Raw genomic sequence first — 24825 nt, 5'->3', positions numbered from 1 at the left:
CTTATTGAATTTTACTTACAGTAATCCCTTCCATTAAAACGTCGTCTGGCCGGGTCAGGGCAAAAACAATAATGTCAGCTACATCTTCCTTTTTCATCATCCAAGGCTGCTTGTGAGCATCTGGACGGCCGACATTTTCATAAAGATTGGTATCCATGCCTCCGGGAAAAAATCCCGTGACCTTAATTTTAGTCCCCTTCAAATAATCTCTTAAAGCCTTGGTAAAACCGGTCATTGCCCATTTGCTGGCTCCGTAGGTTTGCCATCTGGTATTGTCAGAATCAGCCAATCCAGCGCCTGAAATAACGTTAAAAATATAACCATCATTTCTCTTTTTCATTAATGGTAGGATTTCTTTTGTCATTTGGATTTGCCCTAAAACATTTGTTTCTAAAGCAACTTTTCTTTGTTCCGGCCTCTGTTTTTCAATCTCCTCGTCCGTCCAAACACCGGCATTGTTAACCAGAATATCAATTGTCCCGAATTTTTGAATTATCGTCTTGACCGCGGCTTTCACCTGCCCTAAGTCGCGAATGTCGCAGACAAAACACTCGGCCTTACCGCCATTCTTTAAAATCTTTTCTTTAACCCTTTGTAATAATTTTTCTGTGTGCGCCACTAAAACAACTCTTGCGCCAAGTTCAGCCGCTTTCAGGGCCAGGGCCTCGCCTAATCCCTGACTCGCTCCGGTAACAACGATAACTTTATTCTTTAAGGTCATTAGTATTCTAAATTAATTTTAATGATAGCTCTCCCAGACCCCAGAGGTCTGCCGACGCTATCTCTTATGATAGCGTGCCTTTTGATAAAAGTTCGACCCGAATCGGATTTTAAATATTTTTCAAATTCAAAGGCCTTGCACACAAAATGATCACGATATTATATGTTTCTATTTGTGAATGTTTGGGCATAATGCCACTCGGGTCATGCCGATAAAAAGTTGTCATGGCGGAAAGGGTGGAATTCCTCTCGCTCCGATTCGAGCCTGGGCGCTGCGCGCTCTCTTCCTGGGCGACGCAACCGCCCGTTAAAGCAAGCTTGCTTTAACCCCTTCGAATCCCACTCATTGTCAAAATTCAATGCCAGAAGACATGAATTTTATCAAAACGGTGTGCATTCGAAAAAATTCGAACTGATTCCGCCCAAAATTTGTAGGGCGGGCGGCCCCGCAACTATCTCGCGGAGTTTATCCCGCACCGAGCTTGCTCTGGTGCGAGGCTCGAAGTGCGGGGTAAAAATTCCCCCTAGCCCCCTGGAGTTTACCCCGCATAATCCCGAAGGGATTTGTGCGGGGCCCGTCTCGCCTTGAAGCGGAAGCGAAAAGAACAATTTCCCGCCTTCGCTTTCAGCTTCGGACGGGCAGGCAAGTTTTTCTTTGGCGGCAAATTCTTGAATTTTAATTTCATTCAGTAATTTCCACCCGATCAATCTCTACCGGACCGTCAGCGCCTAAAGAAATAATGCCTTCTTTATATGAATCATTGAAGATTTCAAAAACGCCGATATCATCTACTTTAACTACGATCCGATTATCCCGAAAGTCAACAACTACCTCATGCCAGCCAGTATCAAAATAAAATTGCATCTCGGCTAATTTAGTGATTTTATCATTCTTAGTCGCAGCACTCACCATTGCTCGCTGTGGTTTAAGCACTATTTCATAGCCGGCTGGCGTCTGCGGCGTCCGCCGCAACTTAAGATCCAAAGTGCCGTCTGTGGTCCGAAAGCGAACTTTTATTTGTCCGTCGGCAATATTTTGATCATAAGTAAGCAAACTTTTCCCTTGTTCGGCGCTTTTGGCTACACCGTTTTCAATCTGCCACTCCCCCTGTTCTTTTCGCCACCACGATAAATCATTCAAATCGTCAGCAAAAATCGTTTTCTCTGGCGGCTGAATGGTAAAATTCGGACTTTTCAGGGCTTGCGGAGTGGAAGCGCATTTTTGTGCCTTAGTAAATAAATTCTTCAAAGTATCTTTTAATTTCCCATCGGCCGGATAATCTATACGCTGACCATTTTCTTCCTGCGGTGAGCCAGTCCAATCCCAAAAGAACAGATAATCAACCAAACCATAACTTTCCTTATAAATTTCTTGCCAGGATTGTTTGGTCAGCTCAATTGGATCAAGCCCGGGAAAACTTTGTTCGGTTTTGTTGGGCGCACCGATTTCGCCAAGAATTATCCCTTTGTCACCGGTTTTTTCTTTAATTTCTTCTGCTTTGGCAATTACTGCTTGCACATATTGGCGATATTCGTCAAAGTTACGCGTATTTCTGGCAAAAACATCAAAGCCGATTAAATCCCAGCCCGTAAAATCAAACTGGGTATCGGGCCGCTCAATCAAACCCAGATCCGGCTCAAAATGATAGGCCTGCAAACCGCGCGGAGCAAGTAAGCCATGATAAACTTGGCGTAACTCCGGTAAAATTTCCTTGTACCAAGCAAGTGACCTCTGATGGCCGATATGCAAAAACGGCTCGTTTAGGGGCGAGTAAATCTCCACTTTCTCTTCTTCGGCAATTTTCGCCCAAGTAAGAGCAATTTCCCATGTTCGTTTTTCATAAGCATCCGAATCTTTGATTAAATAATTCCTTTCGTGAGTGTAAAGCCACTCGGGATAGACCACTAAATAAATTTTGAGATTATTTTGTTTCAACTGGCGGATTCTATTACGGACAGTTTCCTCAGTTTTTGCGGCATCGGCTTTAATTTGTTCTAATGAATATTTTGGCCCGCCCGAATAGGACTCGGAACTGACTAAAATTGTCTCATCATCTAAAATCTGCGGCCAAACCACTACTTCCACAAACTCCGAGCCGATTTCTTTAAACTCCTCGGGTTTGACATTACCGGTCCAAGCAACACCATTATATGTTTTAATTGGACAATTGGATTTTTGGGTTGATTTTTGGGAGATTTTTGGCAATAAAAAAAAGCCACCAATTAGCACTGCCAAGATAATTATGGCAGCAATAATAATCAGGTATTTTTTATTCATTCTGATCCCTCTTTTAAACATGATAATTCTTCAGCGGCAAATTCTTTTAGCTCAGTAAGCTGAGCTTCAATACTTAAAACCTGCCTTTCTTCTGAATCCGTTGATTTGCGAGTGTAGATAAAGTATTTCGTTTTGTCCTTCCTTGTTTTTTAATAAGCCCGCTTTTGGCCAGCCCTGCAGTAGCAGGGTAAAGATAAAAAATTCAATTTTGCGCTCAAAAACTTGTCCTGAGCGTGGCCGAAGGATCGGCTGACGAGCCCGCGTACTTGCCCGTCGTAGCTTTAGCGAAGTCGGGGCGGGCGAGCCAAACGCTTCTTTTTCCAACTGGCGGAGGAGGTGGGAGTCCCCCTCGCTCCGACTCGGGGTCCGGGGCGCTGCGCGCTCTCGCGCCCTTCGACTCCAACTTATTGCCAAAATTCAATGCCAGAAGGCATGAATTTTGCCAAAGCGGAGGAGGTGGGAGTCGAACCCACAAACCGCTTTTTAAACGGTTACAGTTTAGCAAACTGCTGGCTTACCATTCGCCGCACTCCTCCAATTCTATCTTAATCTATACCTTATTTAGATATTTTTTCAATAGTTTTCTATTATGCGTACCGACGAGAGAAAAATATCGTTCCATACTTCTTTTACCGTCTAGCCATATATCTTTACGCCTGCATAATCTAGGATTCATTCCGAGGTCCTTTAAAATATGAAAAACAGATTGTCTTAATGGCTCTGACAGACTAGTAAAAGCAAGTTTCTTATAGCCGTAGAGCTTACCATTTACTTTATAATAATGAGTAAAGGCACAGCCATCAGTATCAATTAAACCTCTTACGCAGGCGATAGAAAACTTCTTGTTTTGTTTGATCCAATCCGGAATATCTACTTGTTGCTTTATCTTGTTGCCAATTTTTAAACCCAGTTTCTCTACGCAATAACGCACTATCCCACTCCTACAAATCTTTACTATTATTACAGACATTGATTTCCTATCGTATACTCCCACATAAACACCGAATAACCTTTTGGCTAAAGATAACACAAATTCACTATATTCTTTTTCATCCTTGCCATTTAAAGAAATGGCGATCTGTTGTTTCGTTATCCCGCCGTCTCCGAGAAGAATACCCACAAACTCAGCGAGTTCTGAAGAAAACCTAGGTTTTTTGAACGGCAAAGGAGCCTTAATAATCGAGTCGGAGCGATACTTTCCTTCTTTCTCCCACCACTCGCGTCGTCTTTGCTTTCGGTATTCTGGATCTCCGCCAACGCTACCGTACCTTTTTAGTACTGCCATCATTCCTCTACGAGCTCCTAAAGCAACTCGCCAGTGTACAGGTATCAGTTTTATATCCGACGGAATCTTTATCCCTGTCCTCCGGCTCAATATTTTTACGGCGTCGTAATCGGCTAGAAATTTCTCCCGACGCCAATCCCTAATCGTCCTCGTTGACAGATTGCATAACCGAGCCGCTTCGACTACGGTAATCTTGGCTAAAACCGTATTAATAAACTCCTTTTGTTTGTTTTTCTTAAAATAAGTTCTCATATACTCATTCGATTCACCCTATCTCTATTATATCTTCTTTCAAATCGTATTGCAAAGTTGAATTTAAGTGGATATCGTGCTAATTTAAAGTTAATTGGCCCCCATAACTTAACGGACAAAGTACAGCTTTGCGGAAGCTGGAATGGAGGTTCGATTCCTCCTGGGGGCACCAGTCAGGAAAAGTCAAAGAGTTTTGGTTCGCCTCGCGGAGTTTATCCTGAGAAAAATCGAAGGACTCGGCGACTAATTCGTATTCAATTTTGGGGGCAAAAACGAATTGTCCTCCGACAGCGCTCAGGACAATCCTGAGTGTATCGAAGGATTGGCGGTTTCGCATTTTGGGGGAAGAAAATTTTTTAATCATTGAAACTTTATATTTATGAAATTTGATAAGAAAACTTTGTTTATTGTTCTAGCTGTCTGTTATCTGCTGATAGGTTTTTTCTTCTGGTCGAGCGGTCAAGGACTAGGCGCTCCTTTCCATCTTTTTACCTTTGTCTACATGACTTTGTTGTGGCCATTGGTTATCGGCATGTTTGTGTTTTCTTTCATTGCCATACCAGCTATTTTAGGAGTAACCATTGCTTTAGTACTAGCGATTAAAAGACAATACATTGTCGCGACTTCTTTAATAGTAGTCTTTCTATTTCTTTTTTCCTCGCTTTTTATTCCAGTAACAATTCATGAGCAGAAAGAATTATCGAATGTCCAGCTCGGACTGCCTTTGCGGTTTGTGGTGCAAGATCAAAGTCATTACGATCCGCCACTGCCATGGCAAGTGCGTTTAGGTTCGGCAGCGGAAAATTCGACTCGGATATTGTGGCCACAGTTTGCAATTTCTTTCATAATTGTTTTTATTTTGATATTCGGTATTCTTAATATTTTTAAAATCATTTATTGCCGCCAAAGAAAAACTTGTCATGCCTGTGGCAGATCCGCCTCTGGCGGAAAATTGTCAGCGGTGCGGCTCCCCGCCTGCACCGAGGCTTCGGCGGGCAGGCGCCACCTTTCCGAATTTTCGCGGGGGGAATTTTCCGGAAAAATGCGTTCGGACTAATTCAAGAATACTGCACAAAAATCATGGACCTCTATACTCCCGTTGAAAAAGTCCCTAGAATTGGCCCGGTCCTGCAAACCAGGCTAAAAAAACTGGGAATTAAAACCGTCAAAGACCTTCTCTACCACTTTCCTCTGAGATATGAGGATTTTTCTCATTTTACCGAAATCAGCCAGTTGAGGGCGAGAGAAAACGTTTCCATCAGGGGAAAAATACTGGAAATAAAATCCAGCCTTGCCTGGAAAAAAAGAATGACTCTGACCCAAGCGGTCGTGGGCGACAAAACCGGAGCGGTCAGGATCGTCTGGTTTGCTAAACCTTATATCACCGACATCCTTGAAACCGGAAACGAAGTGGTTATGGCGGGCAAAGTTAGCCAGGGCAAAAACGGCCTCTATCTCAATAATCCCTCTTATGAAAAAGTTACAGGAGTCGGACTCCTGCACGGTTCAAAAGTGGCAGGATTGATGCCTGTCTACCCGGAAACGGAAAAACTGCCTTCCAGATGGCTAAGAAATATCATCAGGCCCTTGCTGGCTGTCTTTAAAAACCAGGTGCCGGAATTCCTGCCCCTGCCGGTTTTGAAAGAGTTCAATTTCTTAAACTTGCCCCGGGCCATCTGGCAGATTCATTTCCCCGATTCCCTATCTCTGGCAAACAGGGCCAGGGAAAGATTCTCTTTTGAAGAGCTTTTCCTGATCGAACTCTTTGTTTTGAGGGAAAGAATAAAGATTCTCCAAACCAAAGCCGAACCAATTCCTCTCAACCTTCCCCTGGTCCAAAAATTCGTCAAAAGCCTGCCCTTTAAATTAACCGACGCCCAGAGAAAATCGGCCTGGCAGATATTGAAAGATCTGGAAAAGCCTCATCCGATGAACAGGCTCTGCCAAGGAGAGGTGGGATCGGGTAAGACCGTGGTCGCCGCCATCGCTGCCTTGAACTGCGCCAAAGCGGATCTACAAGTGGCAATGATGGCGCCGACAGAAATCCTTGCCAAGCAACATTTCAGAGAAGTTTCAAAGATGCTTTTTGACTTCAAATTAACCATCGCCCTCTTGACCGGCAAAGACGACAAGATTTGCGCCAAGAAACTCAAAGGAGAGATAATTGAAGCCTCGAGAAAGAAAATCCTCGAAAAATGCCTGAAAGGAGAAATTGATATTTTAATCGGCACCCACGCCTTAATTCAAAAAAGCGTTAAGTTCAAAAATTTGGGATTGGTCATCATTGATGAGCAGCATCGTTTTGGAATAGAACAGCGCGCAAGGTTAATACAAAATACTAAATACAAGATACTAGATACTAATATACCGCATTTGTTATCAATGACCGCCACTCCTATCCCCAGAAGCCTGGCCATGACAATCTACGGAGACCTGGACCTGTCGATTATCGACGAACTCCCGAAAGGCAGAAGAAAAATTATCACCAAGGTGGTCCCTCCCAAAGAACGTCAAGTCGTTTATGACTTTATCAGAAGCCAGATAGAATTGGGGAAACAGGCATTTGTCATCTGTCCTCGAATCGAAAAAAATACTAAATACAAAATACCAGATACCAGATACTCGTCCTGGGCGGACGTTAAAGCGGTGCAAGAAGAAAAAGAAAAGCTGGCCAAAGAAATCTTCCCGGACCTGAAAGTAGAAATGCTTCACGGGAAAATGACGCCGAAAGAAAAAGAGAAAACGATGAAAGACTTTAAGAATAATAAAATCAAGGTTTTGGTGGCCACTTCGGTAGTTGAGGTCGGCATCGACATTCCCAACGCCTCGGTCATGGTCATCGAAGGGGCCGACCGATTCGGCCTGGCCCAGTTGCACCAGCTAAGAGGCAGGGTCGGCCGGAGCTCCCATCAGTCTTATTGCTTTCTCCTGACCGATTCCCCGAGCCAAAAAACCCGCCAGAGGCTGAGAGCGATCTTAAAAGCCCAAGACGGCTTTGAGCTCGCCCAAAAAGACTTGGAAATCAGAGGGCCGGGCGAGTTCGGAGGCAGAAGGCAGTGGGGGATTCCCGACTTGGCCATGGATTCCTTGAGAGATTTTGCCCTGGTTGAAAAAACCAAGGCTGTGGCCAGGCAAATCCTTGAGAAAGATATTACTTTGAAAAACTACCCCTTGCTTAAGGAAAAACTAAATCAGTTCAGCGAGAAAACACATTTTGAATAGAATCATTCTAACATCTTAACATCTAAACATTGCAAATTAAGACGAATGTTAGAATGCTGAAATGTTAAAATGCTAGGATGATTTTCTGGCTTTTTCGGTCGGCCAGGGAGCGAGGGATTTTCCGAACATCAGCTTTGTTTGGGCGTCAAGAGCAGGCATAGCCCACAAGAAAATCATTGCCAAAGGCAGGATTAGCCACTCTAAAACGAAAATTAGGTGTTTTGTTTTCCTGACTGGCTTTGGTTTCATTGAAAGCAAAGAAAAGCTGAGATAGATTGAGCTCAAAATTCCGATCATGGTAATTGTCATCAGTCTTGAAGTGAGATGGGGAAGGTTGTGCGCAATCAAAGTCTGGGAAAACCTTTCGCTTCCCAAAACCGAAGGCAGCCAACCTAAAAAGAAAATCAAAAAAGCGTTGGTCGCCCAAGACCAGTGAGATTCAAAAAGAAAAAGGCTTTGGGAAAGCTTTTTCTTAAAAGATATCTTTTTGTTTTTGAGAAAATTGAAAAAGACGTAAGGAATCTCATCCGCGCCGTAAGCCCACCGCCTCTGCTGTTTGTAAATGCTGACAAGAGTCTTCCAAAGAGTATCAGAAACATTGGCGTCCATGCCCACGGGATAGAAAAGCGGCTGGACAGAATAATCGCCGCCGTATTTTAAATAGCAAAGCCAGAAGATCCTCGAGTCGTCAGAAACAACGTCTGGCTGCTTGAAATCAACTTCAACCATGGTCTTAAAGCTCATGGCGTGCGAAGAAAAAGTGACCAGTTTCTCCGGTCTCTCCTGGCACAAGGTATTCCAAAAAGTTGAAGAAAGAGAAAGTGTCCTGGAAAAAACAGGAGCTTCCCAGATATTATTGATGAAAAGGGGAATGGGTTGAAAGCTCGTTCTCGTCGGCTTTTCCGCTTTCAAATAATGCCAACTGAGACAGCTGAAGTATTTGGGAAAGACGCAGGTGTCGGCGTCAAAGAAAGAAACAACAATCTTGTCATAAGGGATTTTTAAACTATCTATAATCTCTTTGGCTTTTTCAGAGGCCCAGCGATCATTAGAGCCCTTGCCGGCAATTTCTCCAGGCAGGTCTTGAGGATGCCAGGTTGCCAAAAACTTAAAAAACTGGCTGCCAAATTCTCTAGAGATTTCCTCGATTGTTTTTTCAGTGACTTTGCGGTATTTTTCTTCAGCAGAAAGGATGACAATGATTTTTTCCTTTGGATAATCGCTCTTTGCCAAGGATAAAAACCCATCCCTGACCACTTCCAGGGGCTCGTGGCAAACAGTAAAAAGGCAAAGGTGGAAGATGCTTTCCCAACCCGGTATTTCTTTTGCCCTTTCCAGCCAGTTTATCTTCTGGTATTCTTCCATTTTTTTGTAGCTTGAATGCAAATGAAAAGAAAAATAGACTGCTCTGAAAAACCAGTAAAGATCAAAGGCGAGAATAAAAACGGCGATTAGAAAGGGTTGCTGCCAAGAGAGAAAAACAGCCAAGGCAATAGTCAGCCAGGAAACGGCTCCGGGCAAGATCTCAAAAAAGCGAAAAAGCCGTCTGTCTCCAGGGTCTTCTAAATCGCGGGAGGTAGCGATTCTAAGATTCATTATTTTAAACTCTTTGGTATCTCCCTATTCCGCAGATAAATCCTTTTCCGAGGGAATTTCCAATATTTGACGAGCCAATCTAGCAAGTTTTTAAAAATTGTTTCGTAATTGCCATTGTTATACTCTTTCCTGATAACCCAAAAAGAAAAATCGACATCGTATTTCCTTGCCATCTCGGGATAGAAAGTCTCAATCGGATAGATATAGACAGCGCCGCAATAGCTGCCGTTTTCTTTACTGCGCAGAATATAACAGAAAAGCTGATGATATTTTGCGCAAAGCTCCAGCCACGCTAAATCCTTATAGTTTTCCTCTAGAGAACACTTAAATGGCCAGTCTTGGCGGGACCCACCCCGACGCAGCCGACTAATCATCTCTGCGTTATCCAAGAGGATCAGCCAATCTTCGATAACGTCTTTGGTAGAAATGGGAGTTAAATAATAATCGCCGAGATCGGCTTTTTGGGGAGCTTTAAAACTATGGGGAACAAGTGGTTTTCGCATAGTGTTTTAAACAACTCTGTTTTGAGGATTACCCCTTGCTGAGGCAATAATATTATCAGTAAGTATCCGAAAAAGATTATCCAAGGTTTCTTTTGTATAATAACCAAAAATCCTTAAACCTATGCTGTTGTCCAAACCGGCCAAAGGCGTGTCTTGTAAATTCGTACCCTCCCAAGCATAACCACCAACCTTACCGGATTTCAAAGCCTCGGCCATGGCTGTTTCATTGACTAAATCACGGTCAACTAAATTTACAATAAATACACTTGGTTTCATTTTCGCGATCTGGTCCGTGTTAATCATGCCGCGGTTACCATCCTCGTGAGTAACATGGATAGAAATTGCGTCCGATTCTTTCAGAACTTCGTCCATGGTTTTCATTTCTACGCCATCTTTTTGTTCCGGACTCCGGTTATAGGCAATCACTTTCATACCAATGCCCTGGGCTAATTCCGCCACCCTGCTGCCAATATTCCCTAAACCAATAATGCCCATTGTTTTTCCCTTCAAATCAGAACCCATCTCCAGCTCAAACTGACCTTTCTGTATCTTACGGTCAAAAAAGACAATTTTCTTGGCCAAACACAATAAAAGAGCTAAAGCGTGTTCTGCCACCGCTTCTCTTGAATAACCGGGAACATTACTGACTGGTAAATTTCTTTTTTTGCAATAATCCAAGCCAATCCAGCCAAAAGAAGTGGTAGAAAGGCAAACACCCTTCAAGTTCGGCAATGACTCTATAAGTTTCATCAAAACCGGCTTGGCTTTCTCAAACCCGCCAAAAGGATCAGGGTCAGGGACAATAATTTCTGACCCTTCTGCTAATTTCAAGATTTCGTTAAAAGAAAGTTCTTTTTTATCCTTTACATAAACGACTTGGCCCAAATCAGCTAATTTTTTCTGCTGCTCTGGAGTGAAACGCGACTGAGCGAGAAAAATAGCGATTTTCATAATAATTTTAAAATTTTTGTTATTTATTATTATCTTTGCAAAGAATAAACCTTGGCTCTTTATCGCCGAAGTAATTTTCTTTATAAGTAGAAATTTTAAAGCCGTTTTTGAGATAAAAATTCACGGCGGGAACATTGCCAGGGTGGACAACGATTATTATTTTCTTACAGTCCTTCAATTCCTCAAACGCTTTTTTGATAGCCCTACTTGCCACTCCCTGTCTCCGATGTTTGGAAAGGATTCCCATGGCCAGAATTTCGCCATCATTTTTGCTCTTATTAATCTTATAGGCAAAATAGCCCGCAGGCCTGTCACTTACCTCAATCAGAAAAACGATCGCCCGTCTAAAATATTCTTTAAGCCTATTCAATGCGAACGGCTGATAATAACGATGGCCAATTTTTTTCTCAATCTTCGCGACCCAATGCCAGTCTTTATCGCTAACCACTCTTTTGTAATAAATCTTCATTTGGCGCTTAGTTGTTTAACTAAGTTAAACAACGTTGTTTAATAGCGGCCCTAGTGGGAGTCACCCTAGTAGCAGTCCCGCTGAAAGCGGGACGCTACGGGGTTTCGGCCCGCGAGGCCTCAAAACCCTGCGGCCCTAACCGGATTTGAACCGGTATTCTTAGCTTGAAAAGCTAGTGTCCTAACCAGGTTAGACGATAGGGCCTCTATACCAAAACCGAGTTTTGGTCGAGCCCGACAAGATTTATTTAAAATCTTGTATAGGGCCAACTTTCTTAACTTTAATTTAAAAGTTGTAAAAAAGCAATTATTTAAGATATAATGGATAATTATGGAGATTCCAAAAGCCTACGATCATACCAAGGTTGAGGGGAAAATTTCCCGCCTTTGGGAAAAGGGCGGTTTTTTCAAAGGAAAGATAGTCAAGGGCAAAAAGCCTTTTGTCATCACCCTGCCCCCGCCCAACGTCACCGGCAACCTTCACGCCGGCCACGCCATGTACGTAGTTGAAGACATTATGGCCCGCCAGAAAAGAATGCAGGGGTTGCCTGTTTTGTGGCTGCCGGGATTCGACCACGCTTCGATCGCCGTCGAATATTTGGTTTCAAAACAGATAAGAAAAGAAGGGTTGACCAAGCAGGACGTCGGCAGAAAAGAGTTTCTGAAAAAAGCCAGGCAGTTTGCCGCGAGTTCGAGAAAAGGAATCAAAAACCAGCTGCAAAAGCTTGGGTTTTCTTTGGACTGGAGCAGAGAAGCTTACACTATGGATACTCTTAGATCTAACGCTGTCAAACAAGCTTTCAAAAACCTTTTCGACAAAGGCTTAATTTACCAGGGAGAATATATTGTCAACTGGTGCCCGGGCTGCCGGACTGCTATTTCCGATCTTGAGAACGAACACCAGGAAGAACAGGGAAAACTCTACTTCATCAAATACGGGCCGATTACGATCGCCACCACCAGGCCGGAAACCATGTTTGCCGATGTCGCCGTGGCCATCAATCCTGCCAACGAAAACTACCAAAGCCTGGTCGGGAAACTAGTACCCCTGCCCTTGACCAAAAGGGAAATCCCGGTGATCGAAGACAGCTCGGTTGATCCCAATTTTGGCACCGGCGCCTTAAAAATCACTCCGGCCCACGACCAGCTTGATTTTGAAATCGGCGAAAGGCATCACCTTGAAAAACTCCAGGCAGTCGGTTTTGACGGCAGATTAACAGAGTTGGCCGGGAAATTTGCCGGCCTTTCGGTCAAAGAAGGACGGGAAAAGACGGTCGAGGCCCTGAAAGCCCTGGGGTTGATTGAAAAAATTGAAGATCACGTTCACAGCCTCGGCCATTGCCAGAGATGCGGCAGGCCCACCGAGCCCCTGATTTCAAAGCAATGGTTCGTTAAAACCAAGCCTATGGCTGAAAAAGCTATGAAAGCGGTTAAGTCCGGAAAGATTAAAATTCTGCCCAAGAGATTTGAAAAAATCTATTTCCACTGGCTAAAAAACATCAAAGACTGGTGCATTTCGCGCCAGCTCTGGTGGGGCCACCAAATTCCCTTAAAAAACGTTGAAGATACCCTAGACACCTGGTTTTCTTCGAGTCTCTGGCCGATCTCGGTTTTCGGCTGGCCCAAAACCACCAAAGACTTTCAGTATTTTTACCCGACAACTGTCAGGGAAACCGGCTACGACATTCTTTTCTTCTGGGTTGCCAGAGAAATCATGATGTGTCTAGAAATGACAGGCCTGCCTCCTTTTGAGACCGTCTACCTTCATGGCCTGGTCAGGGACGAAAAGGGAAGAAAGTTCAGCAAGACAGCCGGCATCGGCTTTGATCCCCTGGAAATGACGCAAAAATACGGCACCGATGCCTTGAGAATGGCTCTGGTCTATGGAAACGCCGCCGGAACCGATTTGAAAATCGGCGAGGACAAAATCAAGGCGATGAGAAACTTCACCAACAAGATTTGGAATGCGACCAGGTTTGTTATGATGGACTGCGAACCGAAAACCAAAGGCTCTAAACTAAAACCTCCATCCAATAAAGACGATGAATGGATTTTGAAAGAGCTGGAAAAAACCGTTAAAAGGACCAACGATCTCATGGATAATTATGCTTACGGCCAGGCAGCTGAATTTCTCTACCAGTTTTTCTGGAAAAAGTTCTGCGACAAATATATCGAATCAACTAAAGATCGCCGCGAGCAGGCGCAGCCGACCCTGCTGAAAGTCTTGATCGTTTCCTTAAAGCTTTTGCATCCTTTCATGCCTTTTGTCACCGAAGAAATCTACCAGAAACTGCCGATAAAAAATAAGAAAAAAAGCCTGAGCGTCGAGGCTTGGCCAAAGATTTAAAATGATTTCTTTAAAATCCTTCACGGCTAATCCAAAAAAACAAGGACTGTTGGTGCTCATTACCGCTGTTTTATTTTTTAGCTGGCTCCAAGCTTCTCCTGCTCTTGCCGACCCGGACTCCTTTTACCATTTGAAGCTGGCTCTTTTAATCGAAGAGAAGGGCGTTATCCAAAACTTCCCCTGGCTCCAGGCGACTGTCCTCAAAGACAATTTTGTCGATCATCACTTTCTCTACCACGTCCTGCTCATTCCTTTTGTGACGATTTTTAATCCCGTTGTCGGCGGAAAAATCTCCCAGGTTATTTTCGCCAGCCTGGCCGTTTGGCTGATTTACTGGCTTCTCCAGAAATATTGCTTAAAAGGGGCTTTTTTCTACCCTTTCCTGCTCTTTTCTTCGACTATTCTGGTTTCCCGCCTAAGCCTGGTTAAAGCTCCTGCCCTGTCTTTAGCGATATTAATTCTGGCTCTTTATTTGGTTATGAATAAAAAAAGTTCTTGGCTCTTTTTCCTGTCGTTTTTCTACGTCTGGACTTACGGCGGATGGCCAATGATCCTGGTTTTAACCGTCCTGACGATTGCCGGCGAAGGCTTTTTCCTGCTGTCTGATAAAATAGGTTCCTGCCGAACCAGGGCTAAAATAATTAGGGAGTCGATAACAGCATTAGTAAAGAATTTTCTTAGAAAGGAAAACTTAAAACTCCTTTCTGCCGTTTTCGCGGGAGCGGCCGCCGGCTTGATAATCAACCCTTATTTCCCCAAAAACCTGTCTTTTCACTGGATCCAAGCGGTAAAAATCGGCCTCGGCAACCTTCAATATATTATCGACGTCGGCAGCGAATGGTATCCCCTCAATCCTGCCCAGCTGTTCTGGGGAATGGCCCTGGTCCTTTTTCTCTGGCTGTTCTCTCTGGTTTGGTTCTTCATTAAAATAAAAAGCCAACCGAGGGAAAGCTTCGGCCTCCTTCTGTTTTCCTTTTTCCTATTTCTTATTATGGTCAAATCCCAGCGCTACGGCGAGTATTTTATCCCTTTTGCCCTGATTTCAACGGCCTTTTCCTTAAACAGTTTCTGGCAGGAAGCTGACTGGCAAAAATTAGTCGAGCGCCTAAAAACCCTGTCCTTGCCGCCGATAACAAACCTGGTCATCTTTATTGGCTACTGGATATTGCTAGCCCTAATAGCCGTTGGCCTGCTTGTCTCAGACAGCCTTTTTTCGGTCAAGACGTGGCTTTCCGGCCCCACCCGAGTTAGCTATTTGGAAAAGTCCGCCAGCTACCTCAAAAACAACACCCCTCAAGGCAGCGTTGTTTTCAACGGCTCCTGGGACGACTTCCCGATGCTGTTTTATTATAACGACCACAATTATTATTTAAACGGCCTTGATCAAACCTTCATGTATCTTAAAGACCCTGTTCTCTATTCGTTGTGGGTGAAAATTACTAATGGCGAAATCGACGGCAAGATCCTTCCCGTAATCATGAAGGAAGATCTTGGAACCGATTACGTTCTCGTTCCCAAAGAAAAGCATTTTACCAAAATGTCTGAAAATATCAAGAAGAACAATTTATTCGTTAATATCTATGAGGATGAGGAGGCTGCCGTCTATAAAATCGGTCTCTGATTAACATGAATTATCTGCTCTTAGTCATTTTTGGCCTGGCCCCGAGCATTATTTGGCTGCTCTACTTCTTGCGCAAAGACGTCCACCCCGAAGACAACCGCCAGGTGGTCAAAATCTTTATCTACGGAGCCTTGACGGTCCTGCCGGCAGCCCTGATTCAGCTCGGCATTTTCGACCTAACCTCCTTTCTGAAAGACTCTCCCTGGAAAACGATTCTGACTCTCTTTGTCGGCGTCGCCTTGATAGAAGAGGTTCTCAAATATCTGGTCGTCAAAGACAAAATCATGAAAAGCCCCCATTTTGACGAACCGATGGATCTGCCCCTTTACTTGATCATTTCGGCCTTAGGCTTTGCCGCCGTGGAGAACATTTTTGTCATACTGGGACCTGGTCTTTTTGCCATGACGCCGATGCGGACAATCATTATTAGTTTGTGCCGCTTTGTTTCGGCGGTCTTCCTGCATGCCCTGGCTTCGGGAACTCTGGGAATTTTCCTGGCTCTTTCACTTTATCAGCCGAAGAACAGGAATAAGTTTCTGATCCTGGGATTTTTCCTGGCCATTTTCTTGCATGGACTCTATAACTTCTCTATAATGGTAATTGAGGGGAATGCCAGATTCTTAATCCCTCTTGCGATCTTAATTAATCTAGCGCTTGTCCTTTCCCTGGGCTTTAAAAAACTGAGGGAAATAAAAAGCGTCTGCGAGCTTCAATAATTAGTTAATTAGCGGCTAGCGTCTAGTTAATTACTAGACGCTAATTCACTAGACGCTAGACTCTACGAAAATGGCTTCATTTTTCGAAAAGCTAATCGGCGGACAGAACCAAGAAGAAGAAAAACCGGCAGAGAAAAAATCTGCTCCGAAATCTTTTTATGAGAAACCGGCAAAAAAGAGCCTAAAATCCAAGGCCCCGCCGAAAGACATCGAAGAAGGCGAGGAAGAATCTCCAAAAGAGGGTGAAAAGAAGAGCCGCCGTCCGCAGATTGAAGAAGAAATTAAGGCGGGGGCAAAAGAGCCGGAAATCTGGGAAGAAGCTGAAACGGAACCTGCGGAAAAACTCGTCAAAAAGCCTTCTTTAAAAGAAAGTGACTGGCCCCTGTCGGAAGGGCAGCTGGCAATTGACGTTTATCAGACAGAAAAGGAAATCGTCATCCAGTCGGCTATCGGCGGAGTCAAGCCGAATGACCTGGAAATTACCATTGAAAACGGCATTGTTCAGATAAAAGGCAGCCGCCAGAAATCGGAAACCATTGAAAAAGATAACTACTTTATCCAGGAATGCCACTGGGGGTCTTTTTCCCGCCAGTTTGTCCTGCCTTCCGAGGTTGACGCCTCAAGGGCGGAAGCAAACCTGAAAGACGGCATCCTGATTATCAGGATTCCAAAGATCCAAAGGGAAAAGGTAACCAAATTGTTGATAAAAGAGTAATTTAAAGCCCCGTCGTTTCGACGGGGTTTTAAGTTGGCGCAGGCTTACTCTTTGAGGTAGATAAACAATGTTTCGAGGTCGTGTCTTTCAGAAATCTCTGGGTGGGTAACAATTTTATGAATTGGCTTCCGTGTCGGAAATCTTACAGATAATATTTAAAAAATAAATCAGTAATAGGCTTTGCCACATTTTGCGGCCTGCCAGAAGATGGAAAATGGTGAAGTTCGATGCAGGGAAGGCTATTCAGCTCGAGGATGGCGCTCTGTTGTGTTTTCCAGGAGCGAGAAATGTCTGAAGCTAAAAAATCTATTCCCACTACCTTAATATCAAAAAATCTGGCGACTTGGTGAAAAAGCTTGAGATTGTCCGGATGAACTTGTGGCGTCATTTCGATTAAATCACCTCCTAACTTAAGAAATGGGTCGTACTGTAAAAAAACAATCTCGTCTTTTTTGGGCACACTGTAAAAAGTGTATCCTCTTTCACTCAATAATTTTTCTGTTGTTTCGTTTTCAACTATTCTATGAAGCGTAAATTCTTTTTGATGCGGCCCGCCTCTATTGGAGTCGCCATTTTTCTTATCAATCAACACACGGATTGTTGAGATGCTATCGCCCACAACATTGGCCGGCACCTGTTTAACACAGGCAACAAAATCGAAATCAATAACCGTTGCTCGATATACAAACGCGTTGGCAATAAACCTCTCAATAATAAAGGCTGGCGAATAGGTTATGGCGTTATCAATCGCCTTTTTCAATTTTTCAGAATCCTGGATATTCGTAGTAACATGCCTGCTCACAGAACCGCCGCGTGGCTTCGCCACTAAAGGGAAACCGAGTCTTCCTATTCCAAATTGAATAGCTTTTTTCTTTTGCCAAAACCAAAAGCTTTTTCCGTCCGCAATTGGAAAGCCGCCTTTTTTGAGATGTTTTTTTGTTCTTTCTTTATCACCAACAATCTGTATGCTTAACTTGCTGGCAAAGTCTGCTATTGGCAAACTCTCAAATCGAAAAGGCTTCCCGTTGATTTCTGCCCGAAAATGATTTGTATAACCGAAAGGTCCGCGAAGAGCTTTGAATTCGACTCCGCGTTTTCTGGCCTCTTCAATAAAACAAGTGCTCCGCAGTTGAATATCAGAACGCCTAAAATCGTTTTTCCATGAAGCTAGCCTAAAAATGGTGAAAATTTTATCTAATAAAGCATCGAAGAGAAATCCAAATTTCCGGGGTAAAGATATGGGGGGAAAAAGTCTATTTGTAAATTCATCCAGCCAGTTTTGGACATGATAGATAGATAGCGTCCCGCAATCTTTGCAAAATTTTTTACCCCTTTCTTTGTTCATGTATTATTAGTGCGGACGGTGGAAGTCGAATCCACACGGGTTTCTCCATCCCCCACCAAATTTTATGCTCCTGAGAGGATTCGAACCTCTAACCCTTACGGGACAGCGTCCTAAGCGCTGCGCGTATTCCAGTTCCGCCACAGGAGCAAATTTAAGAGAATCGGTGGGGGACGCGTCTGTCAACCTGCCCCGTCCGCGCTATCTGTTATTCTAGCTATGATATCTTAAAAATCAAGGTTCTGGACAAAACAAAGACAGCCAAATCGCTGTCTTTGTCAACATTCAATTTAAATCAATGTTATTAACCGAAGATGGCTTTGACGATCGAGGGAATGGCTCTAGCTATCAAGGCGACTACCAGGCCGATGGCGGCATACATTATCCTGTCCCTGCCTGTCTTTACTTTTTCTACATCCCCGGCGGAGGTCATCAAGTTGAAGGCGCCACTGAGCGTCAGGATAATCACCAAAATCATCAAGGCAATGAAGATCCAGTTGATGACAATATTCAGCATGTTCAGAAAGCAGACAACTCCCCAGTTATCGGTATTGGCTACGATATTGCCAAGGGGACAATTAGCGCTGGCAGCGTCGCCGGGCCCGACAATATCGTTTTTGCTATAGTTGACTCCGGAAACTTTCATATCTTTAACCATCCTGCAGCATTCTACCGGTTCGTCCGCCGCCCTTAAAGTTGCGACTGGCATCACTAATCCCGCGACCAAAACTATTAAGAATAACGCGAAAAAAGAAGATTTCATTATTTAAGAAGGTTTAAATGGTAATTCGTATCGACCTTTAAGTTAACATTTTTCAATAGTCTAAACTACTCCAAAAAGAGCTTTAATGGCCGACATCAAACCCTTGGCCATAAAAACAATCAAGAGGCCGACGGCTGTCCAGATAAAGATCGATTGGGCTGTTTTGACTCTGGCAGGATTGCCGCCGGCTGTCATCAAATAGAAAGCCCCAACCAAAACCATCAGAGGAGCCAAAAGAAGGGAGGCTACGAAAATAAAATTGATAATCGATTCTATCAAACACTCAAAACTGCCGTATTTCAAAGGATTGGGAACGCAAATAGAGCCAGCCGGACAAGGCGCGGGACTGGCGCTACAGTTGGCGGCGGCAAAGCTCATCCCCGGAAAAACTATGAGGCCGGCGGCTATTAAAGAAACTGCGCAAATAACTTTTTTCATAATATATATATTTAAAACTAAATCCCGGTAAAAAGCAAGCTTTATCGCGGTTTCTTGAAAAGCAATCCGTAATGATGGCTTCCAGCCTCGATTTCTCTATCTAAGACAAACCCGAGGCTTTTGGCAAGTTCTTCTACTTCCGAGGGGCTGATTCTGCCGCCTTCGGGGCCCATCTTAGCTTGCGGTTTCCAATCAACCACCAAAAGCTCGCCACCCTGCTTTAAAACTCTTTTTGCTTCTTCGACGACCTTTTTTTTGTCGTTCGCCTGAAACAAAAGATTGGTCTCCAAAACCAAGTCCAAAAGATTAGCTTGGATTGAACTTCCCACTCCCTGTTCTAGATCGGCCCTGATTAATTTTAAATTATTCAATCTTGCCGTGTCTATTTTTGTTCTCAAGGCGGAAAGAGCTTCTTCCTGGATGTCGATAGCATAAACTTTGCCCGTTCTCAGCTTTTTCGCCAGAGGAATAGCCCAGCCGCCGGCCCCGCAGCCAAAATCCGCAGCCAGCATGCTTTCTGACAATTCTAATTGATTAAGGACTTGTTCTGGATTTAAAAATTCCATATTCCTTTCTAGTTAATTAGGGACTAGCTTCTAGCGTCTAGAATTTTTACTAGACGCTAATCCCTAGACGCTAGTCGCTCAGTATTAGATACAGGTTGCGGAAGCAACACGGTCTCCCTGGTCAAGCTTCATGATCCTGACTCCCTGGGTTGCTCTGGATAATTTGGGAATCTGGGCGATGACGATCCTGATAACCTGGCCTTTTTGAGAAATGACTATCAAATCCTCTTCGTTCGAAAGGACTCTGGCGGCAGCGATCGCCCCGGTCTTTGGGGTAACTTTGCCGGTTTTGATGCCAGACCCTCCTCTTTTCTGCAACCTGTAATCTTCAATCTCGGTTCTCTTGCCGTAACCGTTTTCGGTGAGCACTAGCAAGTATTTTTTATCCGGCTTTGATATATTCTTCGACGCGGCCTTGGCCGAAGGCTTAATCACTCCCATGCCGACTACCTCGTCTCCTTTTTGCAACCTAATTCCTCTGATGCCGGCTGCCTGTCTTCCCATTTCCCTCAGGTCTTTTTCATTGAAGCGGATCGCCTGGCCTTTTCTGGTAACAATGATAATTTCATCTGCTCCTGAGGTCTTAACCACTTTTCTTAAAAAGTCTCCCTTTTTAAGGGTGATGGCGATCAATCCTGACCTCCTGACGTTGGCAAAGCCTTCGATAGTGGTTTTCTTTATTATACCGTTTTGGGTCCCCATGACCAGATACTTGGATTCCTCTCTGTCCTTTTTGCTCGAGGCGATCAGAGAAAGAATTTTGTCTTCGGAAGAGATTTCCAAGAAATTCAGAAGTCCCCGGCCGCGGGCGACTCTGGCGCCCTCCGGAATCTCAAAAGCCTGAGCCCTGAAAACCTTGCCCGAATCGGTGAAAAAGAAGAGGTCGTCGTGAGTCATCGCCGGAACAAAATGCTCGACAATGTCTTCTTGGGCGGTCTTCATCCCCAAAATGCCTTTGCCGCCTCTTTTTTGAAGTTTGTAAACAGAGGGATTGATCCTTTTGATGTAGCCTCCGGCGGTCAGAGTGATGACCGTTTCTTCCTGGGGAACGAGGTCGGCCTCGGCGATCTCTTCAACCTCCCGAGCTACCAGCTTGGTTCTTCTTTCGTCGCCGAAAACCTGCTTGATTTCTCCCAGCTCTTTCTTGATAATCGCTTTTATCCTTTCCGGGCTCTTTAGAATCTCTATCAATTCCTTGATCTTCAGCTGAATCGCTTTCAATTCTTCTTCGATTTTCTTCCTTTCCAGTTTCGCCAGAGCCGCCAGCTTTGTTTCCAGAATGGCGTTGGCCTGAATCTTACTGAGCTTAAAACGCTTGATCAGGTTCTTTTCCGCCTCGTCTCTGCTGGCTGAATTCTTGATCAGACGGATGACGGCATCGATGTTGGCCAGGCATTTATGCAACCCTTCTAAAACGTGGGCTCTTTCCCTGGCTTTTTCCAGATCGTGCTTGGTCCTTCTTAAAACCACTTCTTTGCGATGCAATAGAAAATAACTCAGCAGTTCCACTAAAGATAAAACCTTGGGCTGGATGCCGTCAACCAGAGCCAAAAGGTTCAGGTGAAAGGTTCTTTGTAACTCGGTAAACTTGTAGAGATAGTTCAAGATCTTCTGGGGATAGGAACTCTTCTGCAGGTCAATGACGATTCTTAATCCCTCTTTGTCAGATTCGTCTCTGATATCGCGGATGCCGTCGATCTTTTTCTCGCTGACCAGGTTCGCCAGCTGCTCGATCAGGGTTGATTTTCGAACCTGGAAAGGAATTTCCGAAATGATAATCTGCATTTTCCCGCTCCCCTCGTGCTCGACAATCTCAGCCTTGCCGCGCATCAATACCGGCCCCTTGCCCTGAGAATAGGCTTCGATAATCTCTTTGAGGTTAAATATCTGGCCGCCGGTCGGAAAATCCGGCCCTTTTATAAACTGAAAAAGGTCTTCGGTGTCGGCTTTGGGATGGTCAAGCAAATAGACAAGGGCGTCGCAGACTTCTCTCGAATTGTGAGTCGGAATGCTCGTGGCCATGCCGACGGCAATGCCAAAAGAACCGTTTAAAAGAAGACTGGGCAGGGGCGAAGGCAAAACGCTCGGTTCTTTTCTGGTACCATCGTAATTATCAATAAAATCAACTGTATTCCTTTCAATATCTTTGAGTATTTCCTCGCCGATTCTAGACAAACGCATTTCCGTATTGTGGTTAATAAAACCGTTACCGACAAACGAATGACAATGGCTGTCTACTTTCAAAGAATAAACCTCTTCCAGACCGCCATCTTCTTTTTCAATAATAGGATCAAATAAATAATTATTGCTGATCAAATTCTCTAATAAATTTCGCGGGTCCTGTTCTAAATTCGGACGTACAGCCAAGGCGATTCTTTCGCATTCGCGTCTAAAATTAGGATAACGATCAAAATTATGACTCATAAGATACTTCTTTTCCGGGACCGAAATTTCCTCGCCAAAACCACTCCTGACAAATCCGCTTAGGAATGGAATGCAATCTGTCTGCGAATAATCTTTGTTAAGGCGAAGAATCGCCGCGTTTAACTTTCCGTTCTTGCGACGAGAAACAAATCCGATTTCGTCTCTGAACGACCGGTAATTAGTCAACCCCCTGATATAAAGCTTGTGAGTGTTCCGGTGACGATCAAAACGTTTAGTGCCAACTATGCCAAACCTTAATAAAAGGATCTGTAATTGGCTAACGAGAACCTCGCTGGTTGAAATACAGCTTAATTCAGTCATTTTCCCGCTATAGCTAATACTTCCATCTCCCTCAAAAAATGCTTTTAAGAAAGCGTTAACAACGGGTTTGGGAGATTCAAGAATGGCCCAAGGAACGGTTTTAAAGGCCGACTTAACCGGAACGAGTCCTAAATTCCTCAAAAATTCAACCACATACTGGGAATGAATTTCCAACGTCTCATAAGACTTTTTCCCGAAAGAGTTGGGCTGCCGTTGAAAATGGTGCAAACGGCAATCGGGAAAAATCCTTTGCCACCGATGCTGGAATTCGTTGATCCAATTACTATCGCTATTGCAAAATTCGATTTCTTTTTCCTTCACTGTTCCTTCGGAAACCAAGGCTCCGAGAATATGCGCCAAATCCACACCCAGCTTTTCAGGAAGCTTTTTTACCTGTACCCTGGCGCCAAAATCACGGGGGTAATAACTTTTGAGCGAAACTCCCTTCTCCGGCCATAAAATATTGCTCGTCCTGTCCAAAACTGCCACGTCTCCTTTTTGGATATCACCTAATAATTTCCAACAGAATTCTGGTTGGCCAAACGGCTGACCAGATCGCCAAACAAGAATAGGATGATTCGCCGTACCTTTCAGGGAAAACCCGTGGTTGGTTTTTATTTTTATTGTTTGGTGTCTGCCACTATCAAACCATTTTATCGCTCGGTTAACCACTTTATCTCTAGATAAAACTCTTTTTTCAATTTTCTCTACTCGTCCTTGAGAAATTTTCCCAATAGAAATAAGGCCATCTTCTGTAGGAATAAGCGTATCCCCCGAAACGCAGTAACGCATGGCCGCATATTCTCCTGGGTCATCAATTGAGCCAAAATTCCCTTGGCCCTGAATTAAAGGGTATCTTAAAGAAAAATCTTGAGCCATTCTGACGGCCGCCTCATAAACTGCTTGGTCGCCGTGAGGATGGAATTTTCCCAAAACTTCCCCAGTAACTGCTGCCGACTTTCTGGATTTTGCGGCGTGGGTCAATCCCATCTCGTGCATAGCGTAAAGGATTCTTCTCTGGACCGGTTTTAGGCCGTCTCTGACATCCGGCAAAGCACGCGAAACGATCACCGACATCGCATAGTCGATATAGGAATCTTTCATCTCTTCTACGATCTCCCGCACTTCAACCTTGCCGATGCCAAAATTCGGCTTTTTTAACTCCAAGCTCTGTTTTTCTTCGCCTTGTTTTTTGCGCTTCTTCCGCGCTCCCGCCGATGAAGCGGGCTTTTTAAACTTTTTTTTGCTCATGGCGTTGCTGTAGGCAATACCTCTCCTTGTTGCCGCAGAAGCTCTTCCAATTGTTTTATCTGCTCCTGATCGAATTTGGGCATTTCCAGCTTGGGCAATTTGCTAAGTTCTTCTTCTAATTCAGGTAGCCTTAAATCCTGGCGAACTTTTTCTTTGTTGATGCCGGCCAAGCGTTCTTTAGTAATCGCCAGCCAGCCTCCGAAAAACAGGACCCCGAGAATTACCGCCAGGACCCAAAAAATCGTCTTTCTTTCGGCCTCCGGCCTTTCCTGGATTCTCTTCAAAATCTCTCTGATCTTTTCCATTATTCAGGCAATTAAGCTCTTAACACGATTATTTTTGTTTCTTCCGAGGCCATTATGTCTTTTTTCTTGACCGTCAGCTTTGGCAAAGGCTCCTGGGCTTTCTTGCCCATGGCTTTCAAGAACTTATCTACGCCCTCCAGCTTGACTTTGAGCTTGGGCAGAGAATAATGCATCGGAATGACGATCTTCGGCTCGATCTGACTGATAACTTTCAGGGCTTCTTGGGCTCCGATCGTATAGACGCCGCCGACCGGAATCAGCAGGACGTCGACTTCGCCGATGTCCTCGATCTGCTCCGGGAAGAGTTCTTTCTGGCCGAAATCCCCCAAATGGCAGACCCTCATTCCCTCGCTCTCAAAGCTGTAAATCGTCACCCTGCCTCTGTCTTTGCCGAAATTCTTGTCGTGAAAAGCCGGCACCCCCTGGACGTAAACGCCTTTTATCTCGTACTCTCCCGGGCCGTCAATTAAAAAAGGTTTGCCTTTGACCGCCCCGAGATTGTTGTGGTCTTGATGGTCGTGGGTGACGAGAACGATGTCGGCCGCCAGATCTGGAACCCTCAAGCCATAATCTTCGCCAAAAGGGTCGATAACCAAGGAAACCTGGTTGTCCTTGCCCGAGGTTGTCAAAATCTGAAAACAGGATTGGCCTCTCCAAATAATTTGCATACCCCGTAGGAAATTAAATATTTTCCGTTATTTTTCTTAATCGACTGTTTATGTAAAGCAAGGGATATTTCAT

At 44.3% G+C, this 24825-nt stretch carries 20 protein-coding genes and 4 tRNA genes; 7 read left to right on the top strand and 17 right to left on the bottom strand.

Going from position 1 to position 24825, the window contains the following annotated elements; all coding sequences use genetic code 11:
* Position 1 precedes the first annotated feature (1 nt).
* The 4 genes from Q8N16_04260 to Q8N16_04245 all read right to left on the bottom strand — a co-directional run bounded on the left by Q8N16_04260 (position 2) and on the right by Q8N16_04245 (position 4535).
* On the bottom strand, positions 2-721 hold the full coding sequence (locus Q8N16_04260; GenBank protein MDP3093933.1) for an SDR family oxidoreductase: 720 nt from the start codon (positions 719-721) through the stop codon (positions 2-4).
* A gap of 681 nt (positions 722-1402) precedes the next feature.
* Positions 1403-3019 carry a DUF1080 domain-containing protein gene (locus tag Q8N16_04255; GenBank protein ID MDP3093932.1) on the bottom strand — a complete coding sequence of 539 codons (1617 nt, stop codon included), beginning with the start codon at positions 3017-3019 and terminating at the stop codon, positions 1403-1405.
* 427 nt (positions 3020-3446) lie between these two features.
* Positions 3447-3534: transfer RNA gene (locus tag Q8N16_04250), tRNA-Ser, on the bottom strand.
* A gap of 14 nt (positions 3535-3548) precedes the next feature.
* Positions 3549-4535: a hypothetical protein gene (locus tag Q8N16_04245; GenBank protein MDP3093931.1), complete on the bottom strand. Its 987-nt coding sequence runs from the start codon at positions 4533-4535 to the stop codon at positions 3549-3551.
* Positions 4536-4632: 97 nt separating this feature from the next.
* On the opposite strand from Q8N16_04245, the gene Q8N16_04240 reads away from it, so the two are divergent.
* From Q8N16_04240 to recG, 3 genes are all read left to right on the top strand, one after another.
* A tRNA-Arg gene (locus tag Q8N16_04240) sits at positions 4633-4707 on the top strand.
* Positions 4708-4914: 207 nt separating this feature from the next.
* Positions 4915-5592 (top strand): hypothetical protein, encoded by a 678-nt coding sequence (locus Q8N16_04235; protein MDP3093930.1) that lies wholly within the window; start codon positions 4915-4917, stop codon positions 5590-5592.
* Between the two features lie 23 nt (positions 5593-5615).
* Entirely contained in the window at positions 5616-7757 is a 2142-nt protein-coding gene (recG, locus tag Q8N16_04230; protein ID MDP3093929.1) for an ATP-dependent DNA helicase RecG, read from the top strand.
* 72 nt (positions 7758-7829) lie between these two features.
* On the opposite strand, the gene Q8N16_04225 is transcribed toward recG, so the two are convergent.
* From Q8N16_04225 to Q8N16_04205, 5 genes are all read right to left on the bottom strand, one after another.
* On the bottom strand, positions 7830-9353 hold the full coding sequence (locus Q8N16_04225) for a glycosyltransferase family 2 protein (protein MDP3093928.1): 1524 nt from the start codon (positions 9351-9353) through the stop codon (positions 7830-7832).
* A complete protein-coding gene (locus tag Q8N16_04220) occupies positions 9353-9856 on the bottom strand; it encodes a hypothetical protein (GenBank protein ID MDP3093927.1) in 504 nt (167 codons plus the stop codon). The genes Q8N16_04225 and Q8N16_04220 overlap by 1 nt, the downstream gene beginning before the upstream one ends.
* Before the next feature lie 6 nt (positions 9857-9862).
* Positions 9863-10807 (bottom strand): NAD(P)-dependent oxidoreductase, encoded by a 945-nt coding sequence (locus Q8N16_04215; GenBank protein MDP3093926.1) that lies wholly within the window; start codon positions 10805-10807, stop codon positions 9863-9865.
* A gap of 19 nt (positions 10808-10826) precedes the next feature.
* Entirely contained in the window at positions 10827-11276 is a 450-nt protein-coding gene (locus tag Q8N16_04210; protein MDP3093925.1) for a GNAT family N-acetyltransferase, read from the bottom strand.
* A gap of 130 nt (positions 11277-11406) precedes the next feature.
* Positions 11407-11480: transfer RNA gene (locus Q8N16_04205), tRNA-Glu, on the bottom strand.
* Between the two features lie 126 nt (positions 11481-11606).
* Between Q8N16_04205 and Q8N16_04200 the strand changes: the two genes are divergently transcribed.
* The 4 genes from Q8N16_04200 (at position 11607) to Q8N16_04185 (ending at position 16674) form a co-directional block, all read left to right on the top strand.
* The gene (locus tag Q8N16_04200; protein MDP3093924.1) at positions 11607-13622 is read left to right on the top strand and encodes a valine--tRNA ligase; all 2016 of its coding nucleotides are present in this window, start codon (positions 11607-11609) and stop codon (positions 13620-13622) included.
* Position 13623: 1 nt separating this feature from the next.
* A complete protein-coding gene (locus Q8N16_04195) occupies positions 13624-15243 on the top strand; it encodes a hypothetical protein (protein ID MDP3093923.1) in 1620 nt (539 codons plus the stop codon).
* A 5-nt stretch (positions 15244-15248) separates the two neighbouring features.
* On the top strand, positions 15249-15959 hold the full coding sequence (locus tag Q8N16_04190; protein ID MDP3093922.1) for a PrsW family intramembrane metalloprotease: 711 nt from the start codon (positions 15249-15251) through the stop codon (positions 15957-15959).
* 70 nt (positions 15960-16029) lie between these two features.
* Complete coding sequence (locus Q8N16_04185; protein MDP3093921.1) at positions 16030-16674, top strand: Hsp20/alpha crystallin family protein; 645 nt, start codon at positions 16030-16032, stop codon at positions 16672-16674.
* A gap of 142 nt (positions 16675-16816) precedes the next feature.
* Here Q8N16_04185 and Q8N16_04180 read toward each other — a convergent pair whose 3' ends face one another.
* The 8 genes from Q8N16_04180 to Q8N16_04145 all read right to left on the bottom strand — a co-directional run bounded on the left by Q8N16_04180 (position 16817) and on the right by Q8N16_04145 (position 24752).
* Positions 16817-18019 (bottom strand): hypothetical protein, encoded by a 1203-nt coding sequence (locus Q8N16_04180; protein ID MDP3093920.1) that lies wholly within the window; start codon positions 18017-18019, stop codon positions 16817-16819.
* Between the two features lie 65 nt (positions 18020-18084).
* Positions 18085-18166: transfer RNA gene (locus tag Q8N16_04175), tRNA-Leu, on the bottom strand.
* Positions 18167-18320: 154 nt separating this feature from the next.
* Positions 18321-18725, bottom strand: a complete 405-nt coding sequence (locus Q8N16_04170; GenBank protein MDP3093919.1) for a hypothetical protein — start codon at positions 18723-18725, stop codon at positions 18321-18323.
* A gap of 114 nt (positions 18726-18839) precedes the next feature.
* Entirely contained in the window at positions 18840-19217 is a 378-nt protein-coding gene (locus Q8N16_04165; protein ID MDP3093918.1) for a hypothetical protein, read from the bottom strand.
* 41 nt (positions 19218-19258) lie between these two features.
* Entirely contained in the window at positions 19259-19783 is a 525-nt protein-coding gene (locus Q8N16_04160; GenBank protein MDP3093917.1) for a class I SAM-dependent methyltransferase, read from the bottom strand.
* Between the two features lie 84 nt (positions 19784-19867).
* A complete protein-coding gene (locus Q8N16_04155) occupies positions 19868-23779 on the bottom strand; it encodes a DNA gyrase subunit A (GenBank protein ID MDP3093916.1) in 3912 nt (1303 codons plus the stop codon).
* Complete coding sequence (locus Q8N16_04150; GenBank protein ID MDP3093915.1) at positions 23776-24084, bottom strand: hypothetical protein; 309 nt, start codon at positions 24082-24084, stop codon at positions 23776-23778. The genes Q8N16_04155 and Q8N16_04150 overlap by 4 nt, the downstream gene beginning before the upstream one ends.
* 11 nt (positions 24085-24095) lie before the next feature.
* A complete protein-coding gene (locus tag Q8N16_04145) occupies positions 24096-24752 on the bottom strand; it encodes an MBL fold metallo-hydrolase (protein MDP3093914.1) in 657 nt (218 codons plus the stop codon).
* Positions 24753-24825: the final 73 nt, after the last annotated feature.

This window comes from bacterium, assembly GCA_030693425.1.
Taxonomy (GTDB): domain Bacteria; phylum Patescibacteriota; class Minisyncoccia; order Minisyncoccales; family GWA2-46-15; genus GWA2-46-15.
Note: the sequence above shows the minus strand (reverse complement) of the source record. Positions and strands in the feature narration are given on the sequence as shown.